This is a genomic window from Actinotignum schaalii FB123-CNA-2, assembly GCF_000411135.1.
GTDB lineage: Bacteria > Actinomycetota > Actinomycetes > Actinomycetales > Actinomycetaceae > Actinotignum > Actinotignum schaalii_A.
The window spans coordinates 1,033,887-1,058,233 of record NZ_KE150262.1 but is presented as its reverse complement, the minus strand read 5'-3'; the positions used below and the strand labels follow the sequence as shown (position 1 = coordinate 1,058,233).

The following is a 24,347-nucleotide window of genomic DNA, read 5'->3' as shown; positions in this document are numbered from 1 at the left end:
GGTACATTATTTGTATGTGGACAAACAGCGATTCTCCCAGAGATGAGTCAAAGCCGTCCGGCTTCAATGACCCGTTGCCGCGTTCAGATGAAGACTCTGCCATTGAGCGGCGTATGCGGCGCATTTTAGACCTGCTTGCCGATTATGTTCTGTGGATTTTCTTGTTGCTCGCTTTCCACGTCAATAATTCACGGGCATTACTCGAGAAAAAAGTGGGCTACGGCGAGGCGCTCGCCTACCAATGGCCGCGTTTGTTAGGCGCCTGCGCCGTTTTCACGATTTTATTCGTTATCGTCAAGAAATACCGCAAGCCCGGCAGTAAACCGCCACGTTTCGGGTTCAACCTTGAGACCGTCGCGGATATGGGAACTCTCCTGGCTTTCTGCTTCGCGGTGGGGGTCCTAGGTGCCTTTTAGCTAAACATAGCCCGGATACCTGCCAGTTCCGGCCCGCCCCCGGGCACACAAAATGCGCTTCCAGAACATACATATTTATGCAGCTGGAAGCGCATTTTGTAGTTACGAGTTACAAGATCCGAGCACACTGTCAGCCAGCGTGGGAGCGACTACTCACTAGCCCGGGCAGCAGCCAGAATCTCCTGGACCCGAGCGGCGGCATCCGCCACCGCCACGTCCTCAGATTCCCCAGTGGCGCGGGTGCGTACTTCCACCGTTCCATTGGCCAGACCCCGGCCAACCACCACCGCGTAGGGCATGCCCAGGAGCTCGTAATCAGCGAATTTCACCCCGGCGCTCACCTTACGGCGGTCATCGAAGAGGACTTCGATACCCGCGGCAGTCAGTTGCGTAGCTAAGTCCTCCGCGGCGGAGAAGACGGCGTCGTCCTTACCGGCGGCAAGGATATGTACCTGCGCGGGCGCGACGCCCACCGGCCAGACCAGGCCCTTCTCATCGTGGTACTGCTCGGCGATAGCGGCGAGGACGCGGGAAACACCCACGCCGTAGGAACCCATGGTGACCACGCGGGTTTTGCCGTTTTCGTCGAGCACCGTCAGGCCGAGGGCCTCGGCGTATTTGCGCCCTAGCTGGAAAATATGGCCAATTTCGATACCGCGCGCGATATCGAGCGGGCCCGAACCGTCCGGGGCCTCGTCGCCGGCGCGTACTTCCGCGGCTTCGATGGTGCCATCGGCCTCGAAATCACGCCCGTACACCAGGTTGAATACGTGCTTATCCACCGCGTTGCCACCTGCGATCCAGCGCGAGCCACGGGCTACGTGGGGGTCAAGGAGGAGGCGCGCCACCGACACCGTTGCGCCGTCGCCGGTCGCTGCACCGTCATCGGCACCGTCAGCAACGGCGCCACCACGCGCTTGCGGGCCAACCGCACCGGGGCCGGTATAACCCGGCACGATTCCCGGGTACTTCTCCATATCCTCAGGAGAAGCAAGCTCCACTTCGGCCGGAGCCAAGCTAGCTTCCACGCGCTTCATATCGACTTCGCGGTCCCCGGGAAGGGCGATGACCACCACTTCTTTCTCCCCGTCGGGATGGGTGAGGGTCACGATAACCGACTTGAGGGTATCTGCGGCGTTCCAGGGGCGGTCCGAGCGGGGATGCACCCGGTTTGCCATCTCAACCAGGTCAGCGATGGTTTTCGCCCCGGGGGTGTCCACCAGCTCAGGTGCCGGAACGTCAGAGAAGTCCTGTTCGGGGAGCTGCGGCGTCGTAACCGCTTCGGTATTCGCGGCGTAACCACCCGCGGACCGGACAAAAGTATCCTCCCCAATAGCGGTGGGGAACAGGAACTCTTCCGAACGCGAGCCACCCATCGCACCGGACATGGCGGAGACGATCGCGTAAGGCAGGCCCAGGCGCTCAAAAATGCGCTGGTAGGCGGCGCGCATCGTATTGTAGGAGGCGTCCAGCCCCGCCTCATCCATATCAAAGGAATACGCATCTTTCATGACGAATTCGCGCCCGCGAATCACGCCGGCGCGCGGGCGGGCCTCATCGCGGTACTTCGTTTGGATCTGGTAGAGCGTGAGGGGCAGGTCCTTGTAGGAAGAATAAAGATCCTTAACGAGGAGCGTGAACATTTCCTCGTGCGTGGGGGCAAGCAACATGTCGTTACCCTTGCGATCCACCAGCTTGAAGAGGGTGGGGCCGTATTCACTCCAGCGGTTTGTCGCTTCGTAAGGTTCGCGCGGGAGCAGGGCCGGGAAAAGTACTTCCTGAGCCCCGGATGCATCCATTTCTTCGCGGACAACCCGCTCCACTTTCCGCAGTACCCGCAAGCCGAGCGGCAGCAAGGTGTAAATACCTGGGGCCACGCGCCGCACGTACCCGCCGCGGACTAGGAGCTTATGACTGGCGACCTCGGCGTCGGCCGGGTCTTCGCGCAAGGTGCGCACAAAAAGACTAGACATTCTCAGCACGCCCGCCATTCTACCCGCTCATGATGCAGGACGGCGCGACACCGGTGGTGGATGGGGCAACGGCGCAAACGGGGCACGGCCCACTCGGCACCGGAGCGGATGGTGGGAACGGTACCCGAACGGAGCAACAGCGCCAAACGGAGAGGCAACGTGATGCCAGATGGTACATGCGGCGCCCTGAAGCTAGAGGAGGACCGTTGCCCATTCCCCCGCGCGGCTAAAACCTACGTGCTGGTAGAGCCTAACCGCGGAGGTATTGTAGTCATTGACGTAAAGGGAGACGGTGGATGCATAGCGGGCGCGCACCTGGTCGATGACGCTGGCCATCGCCCGGGTCGCTATCCCACGTCCCCGTAGGTCAGGAGCAGTCCACACACCTTGGATCTGCGCCACTCCCCCGGCCAATGCACCGATATCAGCCTTGAATTCCACCCGCGGGGCGCCGGTGGCGGGATCGATGCCCATGCGCACGAAAGTGTAACCGGAGCGGATCAGCTCACGGACCCGCCGCCCGTAGCTCGGCCCATAAACAGTCGGGTCGTATCCGACTTCCTCGGTGAACATGGCGACTGCCGCAGGGAAAACAGCGCCGAATTCCCATGGCTCGGCCGGACGCACCTGCGGATCTGGTGCTACCGCGGAGGCGTGAGTCATAGAGAGGGAATACTGGCGCGCACGAATTTCGCGAGCGGGGCTCCAGGAGCGCTCCAGATGCTCCCACAGTCCAAGAACCTGATCGGCTGGCCCGAGGATGGAGCAGGCTACCCGATGACGGGAAAGAATATCGTCGCCCAGTTCGCGCAGACCCGCCGGGGAAAATCCCAGGGGAATAATATTGCCGCCGTCCCAGGCTAGTGCTTCAATATCGCGGCGGTGCATCGCCGCCAGCGCCGAGGATGTCCCCACGCCCATGCGTTCTACATTGACGCGGGCGAGCACGGAGTTGATCGGGTCGCGGGCTAAAAATTCCAGAGCGCGGGATTTATCCGCGCCCGTGAGACGGCGCAGCGATGATGCAGCTCGATGCGGCCAAATGGAGCGTTTCATCGCAGTGCGTTTACTCCACCGCAAGCAAGACGCTGACAGCCCGCTCGAGGAACACGTCAACGACGGCTTCGTCATAAGCGTTTTTCCCGCGTGATTCCGGGAAAATAGCGTCGCGTACCACTTCTGAGGTGATGGTTTCTTCACCGTCAAAATACCGGGCGAGGCGATCGAGCAGTTCGTCAACATCCGATTTGCGGTATCCCCAGCCTTCAGCGTCAGCAAAACGCTGCCCAGCCGGGCGCAGGAGGCGCGGATAAAGGCTTTTAGCATCCTGGTAAGCGAGGTTGAGCCAGGCTTGTTCCCCACGCGCCCCGATAGTATTAGCCCGCTTAAGATGAATAAAGGCAGCTTCGAGACGGTCGAGAGCAGCATCTACCCGGGCCGGATCATATCCGCCACGCTGGCGGGAAAAACCGGCACGCCGCACATCCGTTTCGTCCATATCACCAGTGCCCCGCGAATATGCGTCTTTTGCGCGGGCGAGGAAATCATCGACCTGCTCGGTATTGTATCCGCGCGTGAGCGGACCCACTCGTTTAAACGTGCTCACAACTCACCTCACTTGTCTACGCCGGCACCACAGTGCCGACCTGCCGACCTTCCCTCTTAATGTGCCGCACTCATTTTGCCATATGCGCCCACCACACGCCGCTCTCGCTCACAGCGCAGTCGCACCGTACACCGGGCGCGCCTCAGAACACCCCTTGCGCCGCCGCGAAGAAAAGGTAGCAGAACGGCGCCCACAGCAGGATGGAATCAATACGATCAAGCATGCCACCGTGCCCGGGGAAAATTGCACCCATATCTTTAACACCGAGCCAGCGTTTGATGCGTGATTCAAGCAGATCACCGGCAGTGCAGCACACCACCGCTGCCATCCCGATACCGAAGGCCCACCACACGCTGTGCCCGAGAGCCACTGTGGCAAGCAACAATGCCACCACCAGGCAGGCCAGGATTGATCCCGCCAACCCCTCCCAGGTTTTCTTCGGCGAAATTCGCGGGGCGAGCGGATGGCGCCCAAAAAGCACCCCCGCAGCCCAACCCCCGGTGTCATTGGCAACGGGCAGAAGGATAAGTGCTGCCACCATCCACGCCGGGGAATCCAGCTGGCACAGTGCCACCGCGAAACTCCCCAGCACGCTAACCCATAGAGAGACGAAAACCGCGCAGGCGGCGTCGCTCACTTGCGCGCGTGCCCGGTCGCGTACCCCCAGCCACAGGGCGCAGGCCACCACCGTTGCCCCGAAAGCCAGCATGGCTGCACCGAGTCCGCGCCACCAGGCCAGCGCCAGTATCGCGATATTCCCGGCCAGTAGCGTCGTGAGCGGCAGCCGGATACGGCGCGCGAGAAACGCGCCCGCGGCCTCCCATACGGCAAAGCTAAGCGCCACCACCACGAGCACCACAAAGAGCTCGATACGCCAGAGAACGCTGAGAGCCACCAGTGCTAGCAGGATGAGCGCGGTGGGGACGGCGGCTTTGAGGTTACGTCCGGCCCGCGAGGAGGTGGGGCGCGGCGGTTGCGGGGGACGCGGAGCGAGCAGGCTCCGCAACGAGGTGCGCGACATTAGATTTCGAGCAGGTCCTTTTCCTTGCCTTCGAGGAGCTTATCGATCTGCTCCACGAAGCTCTTCGTCAGCTTTTCCAGTTCGTCTTCGGCGCGCTTGACTTCGTCTTCCCCGGCCTCGCCATCTTTTTGGATAGCTTCGAGGGTGTCCTTAGCCTTGCGACGCACCGCGCGGATGGACACGCGCCCGTCTTCAGCGCGGTTGCGCGCCAGCTTGACGTAGTCCTTGCGGCGTTCCTCGGTCAGAGCCGGGAGGTTCACGCGCAGCACATTGCCGTCATCGGAGGGATTGACGCCCAGGTCCGATTCGCGCAGCGCCTTATCAATACCCTGCTTGGCACCCGGGTCGAAAGGCGTGATCATAACGGTGCGCGGTTCGGGAATGGTAATGGTGGCTAGCTGCTGGAGCGGCGTGAGGGTGCCGTAGTAGTCCACCAGAATCGGGTTAAACATTCCGGCACTGGCCCGCCCGGAGCGGATATGCGAAAATTCTTCGCTGGTTGCTTCAATAGTTTTGCCCATCTTTTCGCGGGCTTCGCGCAAAGCTTCTTCAATCATCTTTTTTCCTTCGCAGTTTCGTTCACGGCGCGTAGCTACGTGGTACGACGACGCAGCTACCATGCGCCCGATGTGACATATCTTACCGGCTTAGCGGGGCTACGCGCCCTGGGCGGAGACCACCGTTCCAATATTCTCGCCACGCAGCGCAGCGGTGACGTTACCCGGCTCGGTCATACCGAAAACCCGCATCGGCAGAGAGTTATTCCGTGCCAGAGCAAAGGCGGCACCGTCGGCCACCTGGAGGTTGTGGGAAAGCACCGTATCGTAGCTAATGGCGCTGAGCTTTTCCGCTTCCGGATGGGTACGCGGATCGGCGGTATAGACTCCGTCTACCCCGTTCTTGCCCATGAGGAGCTCATCGCAGCGCAGCTCAAGGGCGCGCTGGGCGGACACGGTATCGGTGGAGAAGTAGGGCATGCCGGCCCCGGCGCCGAAAATAACCACCCGTCCCTTCTGGAGGTGACGGATGGCGCGCAAGGGAATATAGGGTTCGGCAATCTGCGTCATCTGAATTGCGGTTTGCACGCGACACTGGGTTCCGGCCTGCTCGATAAAATCCTGGAGCGCGATCGCGTTCATAACGGTACCGAGCATCCCCATATAGTCCGCCCGGGCACGATCCATTCCAGATTGCTGCAATTCAGCTCCGCGGAAGAAGTTTCCTCCACCAACAACAATGGCTACTTCGATTCCAGAAGCCGCCGCTTCGGCAATTTCCCCGGCGACACGCTGGAGTACCGCGGCATCGACGCCAACACTACCCGCCCCGAAAGTTTCCCCCGATAATTTAAGAAGAACTCGGCGGACCCCATCCGAGCTCGCGTCATGTTCCAGTAGCGTCACCATTGCCTCCCGTCGCTCAGTTCATCGGGCTTAACCATACCAGCGTGCACTGGGGCATAATATCCGGGTGTCTAATGAAAATACTTCTTCTGATGCCGCCACATGGGCGGCGTCACTGCGCGCCCTCACGCCGGGCGTGCTGCTTGCCGCTCTCATCGCGGTAGCGTCCTGGGGCCTGAGTAAACTGATGCCCCTGCTTTCCGCCATGCTCTTCGCTATCGTATTGGGCATGCTGGTGCGCAACCTGGGACTTATTCCTCGTTCAGCAAACCGCGGTCTCACTTTCACCTCCAAACGGGTACTGCGCACCGGGGTGGTACTCCTGGGGCTGCGCCTGTCCATCCCCGCAATTTTGGGCTTGGGCTGGGGTACCCTCATCACGATCGTCACCTGCGTGACCGCAACGATGCTCATTTCTGTGCCCCTGAGCAAACTCCTGCGGGTGCCCCACGCTTCGGCTATTCTCACCGCCGTGGGCACCTCCATCTGCGGGGCCTCCGCGGTGGCGGGAACTTCCGCCGTGGTGCGGGTGCGTAACGAAGATGAACGCGATACCGCCGCGGCAACCGCTATTGCCTGCGTGACGCTTTTCGGTACCCTCACCCTGGTGGCACTCCCCTGGCTCGCCCACCTGCTGGACTTGAGTGCCAACCAGGCGGCTGTATGGATGGGCGCCACCATTCACGAAGTTGGCCAGGTGGTGGCCGCCGCCAATATTTACGGTGGGGTGGCCGATACCGCTACTGCCGCCAAGCTTGGGCGCGTGGTGTGCCTGGCCGCGGTGATCGCCGTGGTGGGGCTACTGGAGCGCGCCGCTAAGCAACGCGAGGCCCGAGCCGCGGGGCTGGACGGTGCGGCACTCGATACTCACGGCCATACGCGGAGCTCCGCACCTCTCATCCCGTTATTCGTACTCGGCTTCCTGATCGCGGTGGGGATCGCCTCCGTGCTGGAAAACCAGGCTTGGGCGGCCAGCGCCTTGCAGATTCTTGGTAACGACGTCGCCAACTGGCTCCTCATCGCCGCTATGGGCGCCATGGGCGCCGGCGTTCATCTCAAAACGATTATGCATACGGGGGCACGCACCGTCCTCTTCGGTTTCCTTCTCACTCTGGTGATTGTGGGGATCGGACTGGCGTGCGTGGCCGTTTTTGTGGTGTAGCAACGGCGTAAGATGCACGAAGCGGGGGCTTTCCTACGTAGATGGAAGCCCCCGCTTCGTGTATGTCCATATGCGGGCACGTTAGCCGGTATCGGCGTGGATTACTTCAACGGCGCGTCGTAAACGTCGGCTGCGTCGTCGTCACGTAGATACGCAACCCAGAAGTAGGTGGCGAGGATGAAACCGCCGCCCACAATATTGCCAAGAATCACCACACCGATATTGAGGGCAACGGCGCCCGGCGTGAATGCGGCGTAGTCAGCGAGCCCGTGACCGGAAGCGAGGACCGCTTCGGAATTCCAGAAAGCATCCCCGCCCCAGTACTTGCACATAAGGCCGAGCGGAAGCAGGAACATATTAGCCACCGAGTGCTCGAATCCGGCGGCAACGAAAAGCGGGATGGGGCATAGACAGGCGAGAATCTTATCCGCCGTAGAACGCCCCGATTGCGCAATCCATACACCGGCACACACCGCGATATTCGCGAGCACGCCCAGGAGGAAGGCCTCCGGGATAGAATGCGCGGCCTTGCCCGCCGCGGTATGGAGGGCAACCTCCCCCCACGCCCCGCCGTTGGAGAGCGCCTGGCCCGCGCCAAAGACGAGCAACGCCAAAAACAGCGCACCAACCAAATTGCCGGCCAAAGAAGTGCCCCAGTGAGCGAAGAACCGCCGGGGACGCACCCTCTTGTGGTAGAGCGGCATAACCGTCATCGTGGTTGAGGTGAAGAGATCCGAGCCGGTCAGCACCACTAGGATGAGGCCAACCGAGAAGCACAGGCCTCCCAGGACTTTCGCCGGGCCGAGCGGACCGTCGGCCAGGCCCTGTTGCGACGTAATGTAGAAAATGTAGCCCATGCCAATGAAGGCACCGCCCGAGAGTGCCATCACGAAGGATCGCGTCAGCGGTTTCTTAGTTTTCTTGTATGCCGCTCGGGCGTTCTCAACCGCGAGGGTGTGCGGATCGGGAATGGTTATGCTCACCTCTTACTCCTTTGTCAGTTCAGCGTCCCTCATCTTATGTGAAAGTGCCCGGTGGGAGCTATAGACATTTATGAGCAGATAGGGACAGGGCACGGTGCGTGAGGGTACGACGACGGAGCTGTGCGCCCCGTCCTTGCCGGACGGAGCGCACAGCTCAACTATCTCACGCTACCTATTTAGCGACGCTCACCGCGCCGATAAACCATGGCGCCTGCGCCCAGGAGCATCGAGAGGAGGGCTGCGCCAATGGCGCCGCCAGTCCCGCTACCCGTATGCACGAGGCGCTGCGAGCGCCCAGCTGGTGGCGTAGGTGTTTGATCCGGCGTGGGCGCCGGCTGGGCTGGCTGCCCGGACGTCGGCACCGGTGTCGGAATCAGACTCGGCTCCCGTGTAGGTTCGGGGCTCGGCCTTCCGGGTGCCGACGGCGTGACACTCGGGTGCGGGTCAGGACGCGGAGCAGGCTGCTTGCTCGGTTCCGGTTGCGGATCTGGTTGAGGATCCGGCTCCGGGCCGGGCCCTGGATCAGGCTGCGGTGCGGGACCAGGTTCCGGTTGCGGTGCCGGTGCAGGCGGCTGCGGCCCAGGCTCCGGTGCCGGATCTGGCTCCACCGAGCATTCCTTGAGCTCCACAGCGGTCATTGGCCGTGATTGCGTCTCGGTGCTCGGTGTCGCTGTTTCATCCCAACTCAGGGTTTCCACATTCCAGGTATACGTGTACGTGGTCTTCGTGCGGGATTGCACTACCTGGTGGGTCTCGCAGGATTTCTCCCCATCAATCCACTCGGTGAGCATCGGGGCCTTGGTGGGTTCCGGAGTGCAGGCCTTCACTTCCTCCGGAGTCTTCTCCCGCTCCTGGTTTTCGGTCTCAGTCGTGGGGACCGTATCCCACTCCAAAGTAGTGGCATTCCAGGTGACCGTATACGTGGTCTTCATACGGGTCTGCGTCACCGTATTCTTCTCACAGGTCACCTCCTCGTCCTGCCATTCCCCGTAGGCTCCCATCACAGCTGGCTGCGGATACCGTGTCAGGCTCCAGTAGCCGAGGAAGTGAACGTCGGCATCGGTAATGGTGTCGCTCGCGCGGTCCCACCCCGTGAAAGACCAGACTTCCCCGGGAGCATCCGAGTATCTCGCCTTATCGAAGGTGTCTGTGGGGGTGACAAGCGTTCCCTTCGGGAAACCCTGACCCTTCTCACCGAGGTTATCGGCGGGAGTGCGCGCCGCTAGTGCCTCTGGCAGGGCTTTTTTAGCACCGTCCGCAGCACGGAATTCATGGGTTACCTTGAAAAGCTGCTGTTGCCACACCCACGTACCGATAAATTCCTGATCGGCCCCCGTGACCTTTTTGGTGGTCGCATCCCAGCCCTGGAAAGTCCACTGGCCGTTGCCATCGGGAACCGCCGTGAAATCTGGTGCGGCCGAAGCGACAGTATCGCCCTCCGTGTAGCCAGCACCGTTTTTGGTGTCGATGGCGGGGGTCTGTTTCTTTACGCCCTCGGGCAGTTCCTTGCCGGCAGTACCGCTCACGAATGTGGAGGTCACGCCGTAAGCAGGAGCGTAGCCCGCATAGGCAGTGAGCTCATTCGGGTCCACAATCTGCGTGATAGGGGCGGCCGGCTGTGACGGTGCGGGCTCAGCGCGCGCCGTCTCGCCGCCAATTACTCGACTAGCGGCCGTGCACGGGTTCTTGTTCCCCTTAGCATCGGCCACGGAGTCAGCTGATACACCGTCGGTAAAGGCGTGCGCGAAATCGTATCCCTTATTATTCGCTTGCCCGCCCGCAATCTCGGCGGGAGTGACGGCAGAGCAATACCAACCCACGAATGTGTAGGTGCCAAGCTCAGCGGTGCGGCCCAGGCTGTCGGTAATGGTGCGCGTCTCCTCGCGAACCGGGTTCGTACCCTGGTACGGGGTCATTTGGGCGGGGCGAGCCGCCGGGTGCTCCTGAAGGAGCTTTGTCGAGGAGTAGATCGTATAGGGCTGTTCTGCCTCAACGTTCTGCGCTTGGGCATCGAAGTGCCCTTCATTGGGGTGGTACCACATCGTGGCGCGCTGCCCGAGAACCACGGTGCCCTCATCGGAAAGCACGTAATCCCAGGCACCCGCACCTGTATGGTCACCGAATTCCGCGGCAGCCTGGCGGTTATCGCGAGTGACATAGTGGATCGTATTCGCGTCATCTGCGCCAGGTGCGTAGCCATCAGTGCCTTTCGCAACCGTGTAACCAATGTAGCGCTGCGCCGGCTCATTTTGCCCGGCGTAAGGCGCTTCACTGACATTTTTGACATTCTCGCTCAGGGAAATATTGAGCTGGTTAGTGAGCTTGCCCGTTAGGAGCACCGCGGATTGTCCGTCGATCACCCGCACGTCACCGGTATCAAGGCGCGCCTTGGGCGTGATGATCACATCCTTGTTGGCATACACATTCAAACCCGGGTACTCCCCAATCCGGGCACCATCCACCTCGATGCTCGACGGATGATCCTGATGTACTGACCAGTCGCCCTTCTTGTTGCCGCCCAAACTCATGTCGTCGAGTTTCAGGTAGCCGTCATTGAAAATGCCCGCACCAACCGCCGAATAGACAAAACCTCCCGAGAGCTTCGAGGAGTCCGTCCCACCGGTGATGGTGGTAGAGCCTTCGTTGTAAATAAGACCACCGCGCCCCGAGCGCCCGGAGCTCAGCGTCACGCCTTCCAGAGCTACCGTGTTTCCCGGGCCCACGAAGAGCGCACCGCCTACTTGTGTGGCAGGCCCCCAAACCAGGGCTCCGGCATTAGAAATCGTGGAATCGACAACGCGAAGATTAACCGCGGATTCTTCACCGATCCGGGTAGAAAGGGAAATCGCACCGCCGTTGGAGTCTGCGTGCACATCGCGAACGGTGGAATTCTGGATCACTGCGGTGGCGCTCGATCCTGTTTCAAAGGCAATAGCACCGCCGAAGGTGGCCAGCCCCTTTCCGTTGCCGCTGCCGCGCCCCGTTAGTTGCGAATTGGTCAGTTCAAAACTTCCGGTGCCGACGATATCGATGAAACCGCCGGCGAAGGTCACCTTGGAACTATCGCTGGCCACGAAGCGCGAATTATTAATTTTGAGCGCCGAGTTCTGGCTCGCAAAAGCACCACCGGAAATTCCGTAGGCGTTCCCACGCCCCGTGAAGGTGAAATCGCTGTTATCTACAGTGACATTCGCGTTGAAAGCACGGAGGAAGCCACCGGTATTGAAGGGAGCGCCAACGTTGACGGTGCTGCCGGTGATGCGCGCCGTCGTCCTGTCACCCGCATAGATCGCACCGCCTTGGTACCCGCCCGTGGAAACCCGGGCGACGTGGTTATCAATGAAGGAAGTCCGTTCCGCCACCAATGTGGCCGCACCGTCCATGTAGACGGCGCCGCCGTTACCTTCGTTACCGCGTACCCCTGCACCGTCCTGCGAATGATCCTTCGCCTGGTTAGTACGGAGCGTGGAATCGCTAATGTTCACCGTAGAGCGCGCCCCGGTGGCGTAAATCGCCCCACCGTTAGGCATCTGGCTGATCTGAGCACTCTGAGTTTCGGCGGGAAGGTTCCCAAAGGCAGGATTCCTCTTCGTCTCATCTGCGACCCACATATCGTAGGTGGCCTGTGACCAGATACTCGAATTGTTTTCGATTACCGAATCGTTGGTGACGTTCAGGGCGGCGTCAAGAACGTACACGGCCCCACCTTCGAAATTGCGGGTTCCGGCGGTTGTTCCGTTCTTGATCGCCACCTTGTCGAGGGTGGCGGTAGAGCCCGCACCGAGCCACAGTCCCCGGCGCTTACCTGCGCCATCAAGGGTGACATCAGAGAAGGTCACCTGCCCGCCAGCGGTGCGGAACATATTGTAATGGTCGTTCCCGCCCGGGGCGGCGCTCGGTGCCCCGGCCGTAATGGTATGCCCTTGGCCCTCAACACTCACATCCGCGTTGCTCGGGATCTCAATTTCTCCGGTTAGCGTGATATCTGCGCTCAGACTCACGCTCTGGCCGGCAGTGATGGCGCTACGGAGCTCCGGCTCCGTCCCCACCGTTGTCGCCGCAAAAGCCGGGGATATTAGAGCGTTCGTTGAAAAACCAAGGAGGGCTGCGGCTACTACCGCAACAGTTTTCTTGCCCACGTTGTTATTCCTATCTTTAAGCTTGCGTTTCTTGCGTCGTTCGGGTGTTTTAGTGAGAGCGACGGCGCAAGCCGAGAATCACGACTCCGGCAAGCATAAGAACTCCGGCAGCGAGCGCAAACGGGGTCGCGGACTGCCCGGTCTTTGACAGTTCTTGTGCTACTGGCGCGGGCTTAGCCGTTGGTGCGACCGTTGGGGAGATCGTGGGAGCAGCCGTGGGCGCCACGGGCGCTGGCACCGTGGGCTGCGGCGCGGAGGTGGGTGCCGGCTCCGGTGTTGGAGCGACCGTCGGCGTGTGTGAGGGCTCCGTCGATGGACGGGGCGAGGGATCCGTGCTGGGAGTATCCGTCGGATCAACCGTTGGCTCAACTGTTGGATCACACGTCGGATCGGGTTCCGGCTCCGTTGTGGGCTCCGGTTCCGGTTCGGGCTCCGGATTGGGCGGTAGCGGTGTTTCCACAACCGTCTTCGTCCAGGTGCCCGTGAAGCTCAGGTCCGCGCCATCAACAACCGCGCTCGTGGGTTCCCACCCATCAAACTTCCACGTTGTGGCCACATCCGCACTCTCAGTACGAGTGGCACTTGTGAACTCTGTTTGCGCCGGAGTTGGCGGTGTGACTGTCGAGCCCTGAGTAACCTGCTCCGAATTCGGCAAGGTGGCCATCACTTCGTCGGGGAGCGCAGAGCCATCAACCGCCACATATTTGTACGTTGCGGTGAAGACCGCGTCGGGGTTCACCGCGTACTTCCAGTAACCAACGAAGTTGAGGTCACTTCCGGCCACAGTTGCCTCAGCGGGTTCCCATGCGTCAAAGGTCCAGGTACCTTGGCCATCGATAACGCTTGTCTGCGCGAGGGCGGGCGGGGTCACCTGTGCACCGTCACGCAACTTAGTCACACGCTCCGGCACAAGTTTGGTGACGCTCTCAGGGAGCTGACGTTCAGGATCCCGACTGGCGAAAGTGAAGGTGGCATCGTTGGTAGCAACCATCGTCAAGGTCACCGGATCCGAAGTGTCGTTGAAACGCAGTGGCATGCCAAAGTAGAAGTAGTCCATCGTCATGTTGCCACGGACGGTGGGCTCCACCATCTTGAAGGTCTTGCCGGCCTCAAACTTGGACTGTGGAACGTAGAAGGCGTGCGCCGGGGTGGTGAGAACAAGTTTAGCGGGCTGGTATTCCGGCTTATCGAGATCTGCGCCCGTCACCTTGTTGCCATCCGCGTGATGCAGTCCAAAGTGAGCGGTGAACTTGCCGGTGGTGGCATCGTATGCCGCAGTTTCGCAGCGCATGATCTCGCCAAACTTGGAGGGAGCATTCTGCCTATCCATTTCGGACTGCACAGCCTCGCAGCTCACGAAGTCCGGATTTGAGGAGACCACCGTGGGATCAACGGTGAAGGAAATATCCCACTCCCCGCTGAAGGTTTTGGCGGCGTAGCGTGCCTGGTCATCGTCGTTTCTCCACAGCCACATCTTCTTGAAGAAACTATAGAGTTGCCAAACCTTCGTCATATCGAGGGTGCCGCGGTAGGCGATTTGATAGGCATCGGCGGCGGTATCGCCCTTGGAGGAGTCGTAAAGAAACTCGCTCTCGCTGGTAATCTGCCCCGCATTATCAATTGCGTAGGCGTCACTGCCCACGTTAATCGGAACATCGGTCGGATCTGCGGAGGCAGGAGCGGCGCTAAATCCGATGAACCCCACAGCAAGGAGAATAGTTAGAACAACACGGATATGCTTGGACAAAATGAGCTCCCCCGAGACGCGTGCAACCATGACGAATATTTCCTTCAGTTTACAACTGCTGAAATACATTCCGATTGCATATTATTCTCAAAGAATATTCATGTCTACACCTTATATTCCAAATATTAAGCACCCCGGCTCTGGACTGGTACAGTATACATTTCAACCATATCGCAAGATTATTTGGATTCGGAACCCACTGAAGTCCTCGTATCCTAAAGTTCGGTACGGAGCGTACGTCGGGTAGCCCCGCCCCGCGGCACGCGGGGCTCCGTCGTCGTACTAACGGCGCGCATCACTGCGCACACATCGCCCCGCACCGGCGCCCATCAATCGCGCCGCACCTGCACTCAAAGCGCCGGCGCTACATACAACGGAGGGCGGGACGTACTCTCGTACATCCCGCCCTCCGGCGTTTAGTGTTCTCGCAACCGAAAGCTAAGCTCCCGGCAACCGGAAACTACGTCCCGGCACGCGCATGAACTTACTCAGCGTGCGAACCGACGCGCAGGCGCTTGAAACCGGTCACCTTGCCACCGGTCTGGGACACGATGGTCTTGACCGGGGTCTTCGGCTCGCGGGCGTAGCCCTGCTCCTCGAGAACGACCTGCTTGTAGAAGCCGTGCATGCGGCCTTCCACGATCTTCGGCACGGCCTTTTCCGGCTTGCCTTCAGCGATGGTCGTCTCGGTGGCGATGCGCTTCTCAGTTTCCACCACGTCGGCCGGAACATCCTCAATGGAGAGGTACTTCGGATCGAGCGCGGCGATGTGCACGGCGATGTCATGCGCAACTTCGGCAGCCTTGGCATCGGTGGCCACCAGCACGCCCACCTGCGGGGGCAGGTCGGGGTTGGTGCGGTGCATATAAGCTTCCACGTGCTCGCCCTCGAGGACCTCAACGTGGGAGACTTCCATCTTTTCGCCGATAACCGCGGTCATGGCGGTGATGCGATCCGCAACGGTGCCATCGCCCAGCTTGGCGGCGAGCAGCGCTTCCACGCTATCGGCACCGGAATCCACAGCGGCGGTGAGAATCTCATCGGCCATACCGATGAACTTCTCATTCTTGGCCACGAAATCGGTTTCGGCGTTGATCTCCACGAGAATGCCACGCTGGCCGGCAGCAGTATCGGATACATGCGAGGCCACCAGGCCGTTCGCAGCGGTGCGGTCCGAACGCTTGGCGGCGGACTTCATGCCCTTGACGCGCAGGATCTCTTCGGCCTTGGCGGAATCCCCCTGGGCTTCGTCGAGAGCCTTCTTGGCGTCCATCATGCCGGCGCCGGTCTTGTCACGCAGCGCCTTCACATCGGCGGCTGTGTAATTAGCCATGCTTCACTCCTCACTTGTAGCGCTCAGGCTTAGGCCTGGGCGTCAGCTTCTTCGGACTTGTTTTCTTCAGATTCGGTCACTTCGGCCGGAGCAGCTTCAGCTTCCGCGGCGGGAGTGGCTTCTTCAGTAGCTTCCCCGGCTGCGAGAACTTCACGTTCCCACTCGGGCATCGCATCTTCGGTGGCGTTCTTGCCGGCGCCGCGAGCCAGGAGGCCTTCGGCTACCGCATCACCGATGACGCGGGTGAGCAGCCCAACGGCGCCGATGGCGTCGTCGTTACCCGGAATCGGGTAGGCAACTTCATCCGGATCGCAGTTGGTGTCCAGGATGGCAACCACCGGAATGTTGAGCTTATTAGCTTCGGAGACCGCGAGGTGTTCCTTGTTGGTGTCCACAACCCACACGGCAGAGGGAAGACGGTGCATATCACGCAGACCGCCGAGGGTCTTCTCCAGCTTGTCCTTTTCACGGGACAGCATGAGGAGTTCCTTCTTGGTCAGGCCCGAGCCGGCGACGTCTTCGAAGTCCATCTGCTCGAGTTCCTTGAGGCGCTCAATGCGCTTGGCAACGGTCTGGAAGTTGGTGAGCATGCCGCCCAGCCAACGCTCGTTCACGTAGGGCATCCCGGTGCGTTCGGCCTGTTCCTTCACAGCTTCCTGCGCCTGCTTCTTGGTGCCCACAAAGAGGATATTTCCGCCGTGCGCCACGGTTTCCTTAACGAAATCGTAGGTGCGGTCGATATCGGCGACCGTCTTGCGCAGGTCAATAATGTAAATCGAGTTACGATCCGTGAGGATGTAACGCTTCATCTTCGGGTTCCAACGGCGGGTCTGATGCCCGAAGTGCACACCAGCTTCCAGCAGCTGGCTCATGGTGACGACAGCCATGCGGCGTCCTTTCTCAGGCGCCATCATTACGATGGCGCGGTATCGGTTCTTGCACGACGGCGGAATTGCCGCCGCGCCCTGGTGCCCACGAACCGCGGTTCCCATATGCGCCACCCACTGGGTAGCCCGTGCCGGGACCGATCCGCGACCCTCTTATGCGGGCACGCGTATTACGACCGGAGATAACCGGCCGCCTGTACATATTACCCCACCCGGAAAAACGGGGAACGGCGCGCGGATGTGATTTTCGCGGGAGTACTGCGCAGGTGCCCTTACCTTGAGTCAAAGTACACAGCGTTAGTCACGAACAACTCCGCGAATAGCTACACATCTCTACGATTATTTAACATCGACCAATCCAAAACTCGACCGGTTGTAGGTTAGTAACCTTGCACGCGAAAACGCCCCGGTTTCGCGTAGACGGCACCCTTAACGGACGTGTTCTCCCGCAACTTTACCGAGTAGACACTCTCGGATTCGACGATCACCCACACACGGCCATTACAGGTCCTCAACCGGGCAATTCACAATACCCGCTCGACACGCAAGCCGGTTCTTCATAGCGATCATGACACCCACGATATTTCCCCGGCTCACGATAAGTACCGAATATAAGGCTGACATCGTTGATGCCCACAGCGGGCATGAGGACTTTACGATAGTACACCGATAAAGAATGTGAATGGCCCGTAGAAGAACTGGTTACCTCACGAGAATCCGAACTCTTACACACCGGGGAAGGTCAGGGAAGCGCATTGGTTCTCTTACCGGATCAAGCGAAGATAATTTACACAAATGCTGCCAAGAATGAAAGCCGCAGCGGTCCGTAAAGACTTTTGATGCAAGTATCAACCTCTATACACACTAATGACAATCTGTGGTGGATCACATCACACAAATTCGATTTAAATTCATCTTGCGTCACCGACTTTCAATCAATACAGTAAAGAAATCGCAAAGCGATACTGACGACGTTGTTCCAGACACAAAGGAAGGTGGTGAGCACATTGGATAAAGCACTTGAAATCACAACTCGCTTGGAGAAGTCACAAGGGCGCGTTTTTGCAGACCTGATGATGAGTTGGCGGCACGGTCCACAGCCACTCTAAAGCTGCATCTGTAACACAACAATTGGCGGGTGAAACTAGGAGTACCCATGAGTAATAAATATTACGCTTCGTTTTTGTCGAAGCTAATCAGTGCACTGGAGGGAGCTCCGGTTTCACCCGCTTTTTGGGAGCGAGTAAACCTTACACAAGCGGTTTTACTCGGGCATCCTAAACCTGCTAGTCGATCCGTTGCTGCGCCATATTTCGTTACAGATCTGGGTGTGCGGAAATTTGCTGACCCGGCGATTTTCTATCGGGAGCATCTAAAAGAGGCCGCGTTTGAAGATCCCTTCACCGATGAAGCCATCAGTCAGATACTTACTAATACAACCATAGAGCTTCTCGCTGATTTCATTGATGTACTGATCCTCTTCACGGGGAGCTACTCAGCAGTTGCCCAATGGGTAGACGTAAACATAGAAAAACTGATATCTAATGCACCCTACCCGTGCCTTATTAATGCGGGAACAGTTGCTGCGGCAATGGAAAATCCGATCTCTCTCCAACTTTTCGAGCGGGCGAGTGAACTATCCACCAACATTAACGACAAATACGGAGCTGAACACCGTGCCGCAGCTTTCGAAATCAAGCGGATGCACTCGCCTGAAAAAGCAATGCAGCGGCTTAACGCATGTGCCAATAAACTAAATGAAGCTGAACCCAGCGCGAAAACACAGCTTGACCTTGCGCTGCTCGCCAACCTTAAGGCTCTGGCTGATATCGATTTGGATACAGGGAACGAAAGCGTTTCCTTATCCCAAGCCGAAGAAAAGCTAACACTCCTCAATAATGAATTCCGGATAAGCGACACGGACACGTACTCGAGAGGTGTTCGTTACCGCAGTCAAATTGCAATTAATCGAGCACAGATTGAAGTTTCCTCTGGAAACTATGCGGGAGCGTGCCAAATTCTCTCTCGCAACGTCGACGATGCACGTAACGGAGCTTATGACTATCTTTCCGAGGCTTTGGGTGAATATGCCTACTCGCTGTTCCTTAACGGTGAGTACGAAAAAGCTCTGGAGACAGCACGTGAAGCGTTCTGGCACAACTATTGCATTGGTGGAGTTTCGGGCATACGAATGGTTCGCGAAATAGGAATTGCTTCCCTAGTCAAAATGGGTAGCGCAGAAAAAGCTGAAGAATTATGTTCAGTTTCAGAGACCGATTTAATTGGCTCGAAAGGGTACGGATTTTGATAGATCCTCATATTCCCGTCCTCGACGTTGCCCATGTGCGGCGCGTTTTCGGGAAAGAAAAATTTGTTGCAGTTGAAGATGTGTCTCTCCAGGTGCAGGCAGGCCAGGTGCATGCCTTGCTCGGTCCGAACGGGGCCGGGAAAACCACAACGGTGCGGATGTGCGCCACCTTGCTGGCTCCCACGTCGGGGCAGGTCCGGATCGCGGGGATTGACGCGGTGCGCCATCCGGAGAAGGCGCGCTCGCGCCTGGGTCTGGTGCTAGGCGGCGACCTTGGGTTTTATCCCCGGGCTACGGCGCGCGATAATCTCCTTTATTTCGCCGACTTGCAAGGGGTGGCGAACGGGCAGCGGCGCGGCGCCGTCAATGATGTTCTTGAGCGTGTCAAGCTCACCGATTCTGCCGGGGCCAAGGTGGGGCAGTTTTCGCGCGGTATGCGCCAGCGTCTCCACCTGGCGCGCGCCTTATTGGGTGCCCCGCCACTCCTCCTTCTTGACGAACCGACCACGGGGCTGGACCCTGACGTCGCGCTAACGGTGCGCGATATTATCCGCGACGTTGCCGCCGGCGGCACCGCCGTGCTCCTCACCTCGCATTCCATGCCGGAGGTGGAAGAACTGGCGGATATCATCACCGTCATCGGCGCAGGAAAAATCGCGGTTCGCGGCAGTGTGCGCGATATTGCGGACTATGCCGGGGTGGGTGCAACCACAACCTTCACGCTGGGGGCGCGCAAGGCAGATATTTTCGCGAGCCTCGAAGCCGAATTCCCCGAAGCAGTGATTATTCGCCGTCCGCGCGCGGGAAACTGGGCGGTCACGATCTACTGGGATGCGCGCTCCGGTGCGCAAGCCGAACGCCTGGTGGCACTTCTCGGGCACGAGCCGGAGGACCTGGTTACCCGCCCGGCATCGCTGGAGGAAACGTATCTGGCGCTGGCAGATGGGTTGGCGCGGTGATCCGGCAGTTACGTATGAGCGCTTTTCACGTGCGCCAATTTGTGTCTGTCCCCTATTTCATCCAGCTCATGGTGACGACGACGCTCGCCACCGCGCTGGTGCAATTCCTGAGTTTCCGAGCTTTCGGTGCTATGAGCGCGACGCAGGGGTGGGTGCGTGCCGGGATTATCGGCATGTGGACCACGGCCACCTGCGCGGCCGGAATTATTGGTTTCGAGCGTTACAAAGGCACCCTCGTCTACCTGGTGAGTGCTCCGATCGGAGCGCTACGGAGCGTGGCGGCAGTCGTTGCTTCGGCCGGTTCCTTCGGGCTGGCGGCATTCCCGGTGGCCTGGGTGACGTGGGCTCTGTGCTCCGCTTCGGTCACCTTCACCGCACCGTCCTGGGGATTTGCGTGCGGCGTTCTTCTGTTGTGGCTGGGTTGCCTGAGCGTTTCCTTCGTCATCGCCGCGCTTTTCGTGCTCACCCCGAACGCGATTAGTTACGAAGGTCTGCTTCTAGTTCCGATGTTTTTAGCTTCCGGGATTCTTTTTACGACGACGGCGCCACCTGCGTGGTTGGCTTATCTCTCCCTTTTCGTACCCCTCTCGATGCCCACTTCCCTGCTCTTCGGGGAGGTAATTACCTGGAGTGACGTGGTGATCTGGGCGGTCGTGCTGGGTACGTGGCTCGCGGTGGCGGGTGTGGCGGGGCGCGCGGCGCTGCGCCGTGCTACCCGCTCCGGGACCTTGGAGGTGATGTGATGCTGACGCGCTATCGCTCGATTATCAGGGTCTCCTGGGCATCCTCGGTGACTTTTGCGACGGTGGGGACGGCGGTGACCACCCTCCTGGTGCTTCCGCTCCTCGACGTGCTTTTTGATGTGGTGCTCGGCAATGACGTGGGAACCCCGGACCTGGTGCGCACCGGCTATGCCGCGGCGCTGGTTGCCTTGGCCACCTCGGTGGCCTCCGGAGTGGTCAGCGCGGTGGCAACCGACCGGGCACTGGGGATCTTCCAGGAAGTTCACCTGCGCCGTCGCTTCGACGTGGTGTACTGGGTGGCGGTGGCTACCGTTCCATGTATCTTGGCGGTCTCCACCGGTATTGCCGCCATCGGCGCCGTCTTCCTGCTCTCCCCGGACAAAGATGCCGCGCTGCTGGGGCGAGTGACGCTCCTGGCGTGCGCGGCCTTGGTCTGCGGGATGTTGCTCGGAGTAGCGGCGGCCGGGATCGGGGTGGATCTGCCCGATCCGTATCTGGGGGCGACACTGCTCGCGACGTTCCTGCCGGTGTTCACCGGGGTGATTGTGCCCCTCGATTACTATCCGCCCGTGCTGGTAGTACTGGCGAATGCGGTCCCCCTCTCGGGAACCATTGCCGGTATCGCTGAGCCGGCCGGGTGGCTGATAGTCCGTGATATTGCGGTTGCGGCGCTCTGGGCCGGTATTGGTGTGATAGCGACCCGCCATGCGGTGGCTCGGCTGCGTTCGGGTATGCGAAGGGATGTTGTATGAGTTTTCTGGGCTTTGATGAACGCTGGGCAGCCTACCTGAAAGTCGCGGAAATGAACCTTGGCGGCGGCACCTGCGTACATGGAGGGCGGATTGCCGCGGTACATCGCGGCGCCGTTGAGGTGCTCCTCGTTGATGGTGGCGGTGCGCCGGACGGGGCGCCGTCGCGCATTGACCTCGACATTCCGGGACACTGCCGGGATAGTGCATCCTGGCCGCCGGTGGTGGGTGACTGGGTAGGCGTGGATGATGCCGGGCATATTCTCGACATTTTGCCGCGCCGTACCTACCTCACCCGCCCGTCGGTGGGCCGTACCGCTCTCGAGCAACCTATCTGCGCGAATATTGATGTGGTTCTCATTGTGGAACCCGTGGTGCCAGCAGCCAGTCGCGGGCGTATCGAACGTTTCGTGGCCCTGGCCCACGCGAGCGGGGCACGTCCCTGGGTGGTGCTCACGAAGGCGGACCTGGCAAACCCGGCAGATCTTCAGGAACTGGGTGAGGGATGCGAGGAAGTGCTTGCGCTTGACGCACGCTCAGCTGCGGACGTGGCGCGGCTCGTTGAGCGCCTCTCCGGCACGGTCGTGGTGGTGGGGCGCTCCGGCGCGGGGAAATCCACCCTCACCAATACTTTGCTAGGAGCTACCCAGACTGTGGGAGCGGTGCGCGAAAGTGACCATAAGGGTCGGCACACCACCACTGGGCGTCAGCTGGTCTGCGGAGAAAACTTCGCGGTCATCGATACCCCCGGAGTACGCGCTTTGGGAGCCACGATGGACACGGAGGCTATTGCGGATACCTTCGCGGATATTCACAACTTGGCTGCATCGTGCCATTTCGCGAATTGTAGCCACGGGCGTGAGCCGGGGTGTGCGGTGCGTGAGGCCTGTGCGAGCGGGTCTTTGGATGCGGACCGGCTAGACCGCTATCTGCGGATGATGGCGGAGGCGGAGCGGTTACGTTGCCGCAGCGATGCGCGAACGGCGCGGAGCCAGGATCGGTACGCTTCGAAAGAGAATACCCGCGGGCGTCGGGAAACGATGCGCCTGAAAGGCAAAAACCGCGGATAACAGCGCAAAACCCGAGCGAGCGCCCAGATAAAGGCCAGAGCCATCCACAGGCTGCGGATACGTATGAACTATCCACAGCATGAAGAAGCCCGCTGGCGGGTGAGCTCTAGTCAGGGAATGCTCAGCCCTATGAAGACTCTCAGGATTTTTGCGACTCGATTCCCCGGTATGCGCTGTGGCCCGGGCACCAGTACCCGTGCTCGGGCCACCGTGCGCTCCTCCTCCCGTGCGAGGCGCATGATCGTGGCACGCTGCTTGGCCGCGGCAGGCGCGGCTCTCACCCTGGTAGCGAGCCTCATTTCGCAATCAGCATCTGGCACAGTAGCGCCGTCGTCGGAAAACACTCCCACGCAGGCCGCAGCTTCGGCAACGGAAAGTAAGCCAAAGGCACCGCTGGCATCCGCGCGCATGACGAGTGCCAGGAATACAACCTATACAACGTCCTCGCTTCCCCGCACTACTGGCTTCCGCTCCCCCACCGGTAGCGAACCTGTGGTCACTCGCCCCTTTGATCCACCGAAGCACAATTGGCTACCCGGGCATCGCGGAGTGGATGTGGAGCTCCCAGCAGGCAGCCCCGTCCTTGCCGCTGGCACGGGCACCGTGGTCTATGCCGGGATGCTCGCGGACCGCCCCGTTATTTCTATTGAACACGCCAATGGCCTGCGCACCACTTACGAACCGGTCGAACCACAGGTACGGCGCGGGGATACCGTGAGCACCGGAATGGTGATTGGGACATTACTGGCCGGCCATGAGGATGGCGGACGCTTCCCCGGCGATGTTTTGCACTGGGGTGCACGGCGCGGGAAAACCTATATTGACCCGCTTTCGCTCCTCTACCGGCGTGAGATCCGTCTTTATCCCTGATACCAGTGACGCTTCAGTAATACTCCTGCGATACTTCTTTAGGCCCGAGGGTGGGCTTGGGCGAAAGCAGCCCGGAGCCTGTCGGCGCTGACGTGAGTGTAGCGCTGCGTGGTTTGCAGGGATGAGTGACCGAGGATCTCTTGAACGCTGCGCAAGTCTGAGCCACCGTTAAGAAGATGCGTGGCTGCGGAATGGCGTAAATCGTGAGGGGTAATATCGGGTACTCCCGCACGGCTGGCAGCCCGGTGCACGACGTCACGCAGCGAACGCGGGTTGAGACGCCTGCCTTGTGCCCCCAAAAAGAGAGCCCTGGTCGGTTCTTTCATAAGAGCGGCACGCGCGGGCAGGTATTCCTGCACGGCCCGCATAGCCGGCACCCCGTACGGGACCACACGTTCCTTATTTCCTTTTCCGACGACGCGCACCGTCAAATCAGGGCGAACCTGGTCAATATCCAGAGAACAGACTTCGCTCACACGCAAACCAGCCGCGTACATGAGCTCGAGGGCCGCCCAGTCCCGGTAGGCGAGAGCTTCTCCGCTCTCGACCGCATGGCTTTTCGCGTTGTTAAGCAACTGTTGGGCCTGGTGCTCATTGAGAACATGCGGGAGCTCGTTGGTGACCCGAGGTGATTTCAACCGTGCTGCCGCATCCGAAGCGGTATAGCCGCATCGGTATGCCCAGGAACTAAAAGTACGTATTGCAGCAGATTGCCGAGCCATTGAGGCTAGGGCACTCCCGTGTTCGCGTGAATGGGCTAGCCAGGCCCGCAAATCAGCGAGATCCAGGTGTTCGAGATCAATATCAAGATCGGATGAGTCCTGATCCGCCGGCTTGTTTCCGGTAGATAGCTCGTGAAGGAAAGCGAGGAGAGACACCACCTCGTGTAGATAGGCGCGGATCGTATGTTCGGAGTATCCGCGGCGCAGCCGCAGTTCTCGCTCATAACGGTCCAAAATATCTGCTACTCGCATACTC

Annotated in this window: 21 protein-coding genes; 8 read left to right on the top strand and 13 right to left on the bottom strand. The window is 60.0% G+C overall.

What is annotated here, in order from left to right; translation table 11 throughout:
- Positions 1 to 14: 14 nt before the first annotated feature.
- Positions 15 to 416: a hypothetical protein gene (locus tag HMPREF9237_RS04235; RefSeq protein WP_016442496.1), complete on the top strand. Its 402-nt coding sequence runs from the start codon at positions 15 to 17 to the stop codon at positions 414 to 416.
- A 149-nt stretch (positions 417 to 565) separates the two neighbouring features.
- Here HMPREF9237_RS04235 and HMPREF9237_RS04230 read toward each other — a convergent pair whose 3' ends face one another.
- The 6 genes from HMPREF9237_RS04230 to pyrH form a co-directional block, all read right to left on the bottom strand.
- Positions 566 to 2,389 (bottom strand): proline--tRNA ligase, encoded by a 1,824-nt coding sequence (locus HMPREF9237_RS04230; protein ID WP_155875924.1) that lies wholly within the window; start codon positions 2,387 to 2,389, stop codon positions 566 to 568.
- 192 nt (positions 2,390 to 2,581) lie between these two features.
- A complete protein-coding gene (locus tag HMPREF9237_RS04225; protein WP_016442494.1) occupies positions 2,582 to 3,445 on the bottom strand; it encodes a GNAT family N-acetyltransferase in 864 nt (287 codons plus the stop codon).
- A 10-nt stretch (positions 3,446 to 3,455) separates the two neighbouring features.
- Positions 3,456 to 3,995, bottom strand: coding sequence for a DivIVA domain-containing protein (locus HMPREF9237_RS04220; protein ID WP_016442493.1), 540 nt, complete (start codon positions 3,993 to 3,995; stop codon positions 3,456 to 3,458).
- A 142-nt stretch (positions 3,996 to 4,137) separates the two neighbouring features.
- Positions 4,138 to 5,016, bottom strand: a complete 879-nt coding sequence (locus HMPREF9237_RS04215; protein WP_016442492.1) for a phosphatidate cytidylyltransferase — start codon at positions 5,014 to 5,016, stop codon at positions 4,138 to 4,140.
- Positions 5,016 to 5,573, bottom strand: coding sequence for a ribosome recycling factor (gene frr, locus HMPREF9237_RS04210; protein WP_016442491.1), 558 nt, complete (start codon positions 5,571 to 5,573; stop codon positions 5,016 to 5,018). The genes HMPREF9237_RS04215 and frr overlap by 1 nt, the downstream gene beginning before the upstream one ends.
- Positions 5,574 to 5,672: 99 nt before the next feature.
- Positions 5,673 to 6,422: a UMP kinase gene (gene pyrH, locus HMPREF9237_RS04205; protein WP_039898308.1), complete on the bottom strand. Its 750-nt coding sequence runs from the start codon at positions 6,420 to 6,422 to the stop codon at positions 5,673 to 5,675.
- A gap of 64 nt (positions 6,423 to 6,486) precedes the next feature.
- On the opposite strand from pyrH, the gene HMPREF9237_RS04200 reads away from it, so the two are divergent.
- Positions 6,487 to 7,581 carry a YeiH family protein gene (locus HMPREF9237_RS04200; protein ID WP_016442489.1) on the top strand — a complete coding sequence of 365 codons (1,095 nt, stop codon included), beginning with the start codon at positions 6,487 to 6,489 and terminating at the stop codon, positions 7,579 to 7,581.
- A gap of 101 nt (positions 7,582 to 7,682) precedes the next feature.
- Here HMPREF9237_RS04200 and HMPREF9237_RS04195 read toward each other — a convergent pair whose 3' ends face one another.
- The 6 genes from HMPREF9237_RS04195 to HMPREF9237_RS09820 all read right to left on the bottom strand — a co-directional run bounded on the left by HMPREF9237_RS04195 (position 7,683) and on the right by HMPREF9237_RS09820 (position 17,294).
- A complete protein-coding gene (locus HMPREF9237_RS04195; RefSeq protein WP_016442488.1) occupies positions 7,683 to 8,564 on the bottom strand; it encodes a formate/nitrite transporter family protein in 882 nt (293 codons plus the stop codon).
- A 176-nt stretch (positions 8,565 to 8,740) separates the two neighbouring features.
- Positions 8,741 to 12,703 carry an SHIRT domain-containing protein gene (locus HMPREF9237_RS04190; protein ID WP_016442487.1) on the bottom strand — a complete coding sequence of 1,321 codons (3,963 nt, stop codon included), beginning with the start codon at positions 12,701 to 12,703 and terminating at the stop codon, positions 8,741 to 8,743.
- Positions 12,704 to 12,752: 49 nt separating this feature from the next.
- Positions 12,753 to 14,480, bottom strand: a complete 1,728-nt coding sequence (locus tag HMPREF9237_RS04185; RefSeq protein WP_016442486.1) for an SHIRT domain-containing protein — start codon at positions 14,478 to 14,480, stop codon at positions 12,753 to 12,755.
- Positions 14,481 to 14,934: 454 nt separating this feature from the next.
- Positions 14,935 to 15,783, bottom strand: a complete 849-nt coding sequence (tsf, locus tag HMPREF9237_RS04180) for a translation elongation factor Ts (protein ID WP_016442485.1) — start codon at positions 15,781 to 15,783, stop codon at positions 14,935 to 14,937.
- A gap of 29 nt (positions 15,784 to 15,812) precedes the next feature.
- Positions 15,813 to 16,670, bottom strand: a complete 858-nt coding sequence (gene rpsB, locus HMPREF9237_RS04175) for a 30S ribosomal protein S2 (RefSeq protein WP_016442484.1) — start codon at positions 16,668 to 16,670, stop codon at positions 15,813 to 15,815.
- Positions 16,671 to 17,171: 501 nt separating this feature from the next.
- A complete protein-coding gene (locus HMPREF9237_RS09820; RefSeq protein WP_269208113.1) occupies positions 17,172 to 17,294 on the bottom strand; it encodes a hypothetical protein in 123 nt (40 codons plus the stop codon).
- A gap of 532 nt (positions 17,295 to 17,826) precedes the next feature.
- On the opposite strand from HMPREF9237_RS09820, the gene HMPREF9237_RS04170 reads away from it, so the two are divergent.
- The 6 genes from HMPREF9237_RS04170 (at position 17,827) to HMPREF9237_RS09730 (ending at position 23,369) form a co-directional block, all read left to right on the top strand.
- The gene (locus HMPREF9237_RS04170; protein ID WP_016442483.1) at positions 17,827 to 18,978 is read left to right on the top strand and encodes a hypothetical protein; all 1,152 of its coding nucleotides are present in this window, start codon (positions 17,827 to 17,829) and stop codon (positions 18,976 to 18,978) included.
- Positions 18,927 to 19,937 (top strand): ABC transporter ATP-binding protein, encoded by a 1,011-nt coding sequence (locus HMPREF9237_RS04165; protein ID WP_016442482.1) that lies wholly within the window; start codon positions 18,927 to 18,929, stop codon positions 19,935 to 19,937. Before HMPREF9237_RS04170 ends, HMPREF9237_RS04165 begins: the two co-directional genes overlap by 52 nt.
- A gap of 14 nt (positions 19,938 to 19,951) precedes the next feature.
- Entirely contained in the window at positions 19,952 to 20,680 is a 729-nt protein-coding gene (locus HMPREF9237_RS04160) for an ABC transporter permease (RefSeq protein WP_016442481.1), read from the top strand.
- Positions 20,680 to 21,432 (top strand): ABC transporter permease, encoded by a 753-nt coding sequence (locus HMPREF9237_RS04155; protein ID WP_016442480.1) that lies wholly within the window; start codon positions 20,680 to 20,682, stop codon positions 21,430 to 21,432. Before HMPREF9237_RS04160 ends, HMPREF9237_RS04155 begins: the two co-directional genes overlap by 1 nt.
- Positions 21,429 to 22,499, top strand: coding sequence for a ribosome small subunit-dependent GTPase A (gene rsgA, locus HMPREF9237_RS04150; protein ID WP_016442479.1), 1,071 nt, complete (start codon positions 21,429 to 21,431; stop codon positions 22,497 to 22,499). Before HMPREF9237_RS04155 ends, rsgA begins: the two co-directional genes overlap by 4 nt.
- 129 nt (positions 22,500 to 22,628) lie before the next feature.
- Positions 22,629 to 23,369 (top strand): M23 family metallopeptidase, encoded by a 741-nt coding sequence (locus HMPREF9237_RS09730; protein ID WP_231366664.1) that lies wholly within the window; start codon positions 22,629 to 22,631, stop codon positions 23,367 to 23,369.
- A 38-nt stretch (positions 23,370 to 23,407) separates the two neighbouring features.
- Here the strand turns inward: HMPREF9237_RS09730 and HMPREF9237_RS04135 are convergent, their stop codons facing one another.
- Complete coding sequence (locus HMPREF9237_RS04135; RefSeq protein ID WP_016442477.1) at positions 23,408 to 24,343, bottom strand: tyrosine recombinase XerC; 936 nt, start codon at positions 24,341 to 24,343, stop codon at positions 23,408 to 23,410.
- Between the last annotated feature and the right edge of the window lie 4 nt (positions 24,344 to 24,347).

What these genes read in the sequence shown, in the direction of transcription:
- tsf (WP_016442485.1), bottom strand. Translation starts at nt 15,783, where the DNA reads ATGGCTAATTACACAGCCGCCGATGTGAAGGCGCTGCGTGACAAGACC.
- HMPREF9237_RS04230 (WP_155875924.1), bottom strand. Translation starts at nt 2,389, where the DNA reads ATGTCTAGTCTTTTTGTGCGCACCTTGCGCGAAGACCCGGCCGACGCC.
- rsgA (WP_016442479.1), top strand. Translation starts at nt 21,429, where the DNA reads ATGAGTTTTCTGGGCTTTGATGAACGCTGGGCAGCCTACCTGAAAGTC.
- HMPREF9237_RS04155 (WP_016442480.1), top strand. Translation starts at nt 20,680, where the DNA reads ATGCTGACGCGCTATCGCTCGATTATCAGGGTCTCCTGGGCATCCTCG.
- HMPREF9237_RS04165 (WP_016442482.1), top strand. Translation starts at nt 18,927, where the DNA reads ATGTTCAGTTTCAGAGACCGATTTAATTGGCTCGAAAGGGTACGGATT.
- HMPREF9237_RS09730 (WP_231366664.1), top strand. Translation starts at nt 22,629, where the DNA reads ATGAAGACTCTCAGGATTTTTGCGACTCGATTCCCCGGTATGCGCTGT.
- HMPREF9237_RS04135 (WP_016442477.1), bottom strand. Translation starts at nt 24,343, where the DNA reads ATGCGAGTAGCAGATATTTTGGACCGTTATGAGCGAGAACTGCGGCTG.
- HMPREF9237_RS04185 (WP_016442486.1), bottom strand. Translation starts at nt 14,480, where the DNA reads ATGGTTGCACGCGTCTCGGGGGAGCTCATTTTGTCCAAGCATATCCGT.
- HMPREF9237_RS04170 (WP_016442483.1), top strand. Translation starts at nt 17,827, where the DNA reads ATGAGTAATAAATATTACGCTTCGTTTTTGTCGAAGCTAATCAGTGCA.
- HMPREF9237_RS09820 (WP_269208113.1), bottom strand. Translation starts at nt 17,294, where the DNA reads ATGTCAGCCTTATATTCGGTACTTATCGTGAGCCGGGGAAATATCGTG.
- HMPREF9237_RS04160 (WP_016442481.1), top strand. Translation starts at nt 19,952, where the DNA reads ATGAGCGCTTTTCACGTGCGCCAATTTGTGTCTGTCCCCTATTTCATC.
- HMPREF9237_RS04215 (WP_016442492.1), bottom strand. Translation starts at nt 5,016, where the DNA reads ATGTCGCGCACCTCGTTGCGGAGCCTGCTCGCTCCGCGTCCCCCGCAA.
- rpsB (WP_016442484.1), bottom strand. Translation starts at nt 16,670, where the DNA reads ATGGCTGTCGTCACCATGAGCCAGCTGCTGGAAGCTGGTGTGCACTTC.
- frr (WP_016442491.1), bottom strand. Translation starts at nt 5,573, where the DNA reads ATGATTGAAGAAGCTTTGCGCGAAGCCCGCGAAAAGATGGGCAAAACT.
- pyrH (WP_039898308.1), bottom strand. Translation starts at nt 6,422, where the DNA reads ATGGTGACGCTACTGGAACATGACGCGAGCTCGGATGGGGTCCGCCGA.
- HMPREF9237_RS04235 (WP_016442496.1), top strand. Translation starts at nt 15, where the DNA reads ATGTGGACAAACAGCGATTCTCCCAGAGATGAGTCAAAGCCGTCCGGC.
- HMPREF9237_RS04225 (WP_016442494.1), bottom strand. Translation starts at nt 3,445, where the DNA reads ATGAAACGCTCCATTTGGCCGCATCGAGCTGCATCATCGCTGCGCCGT.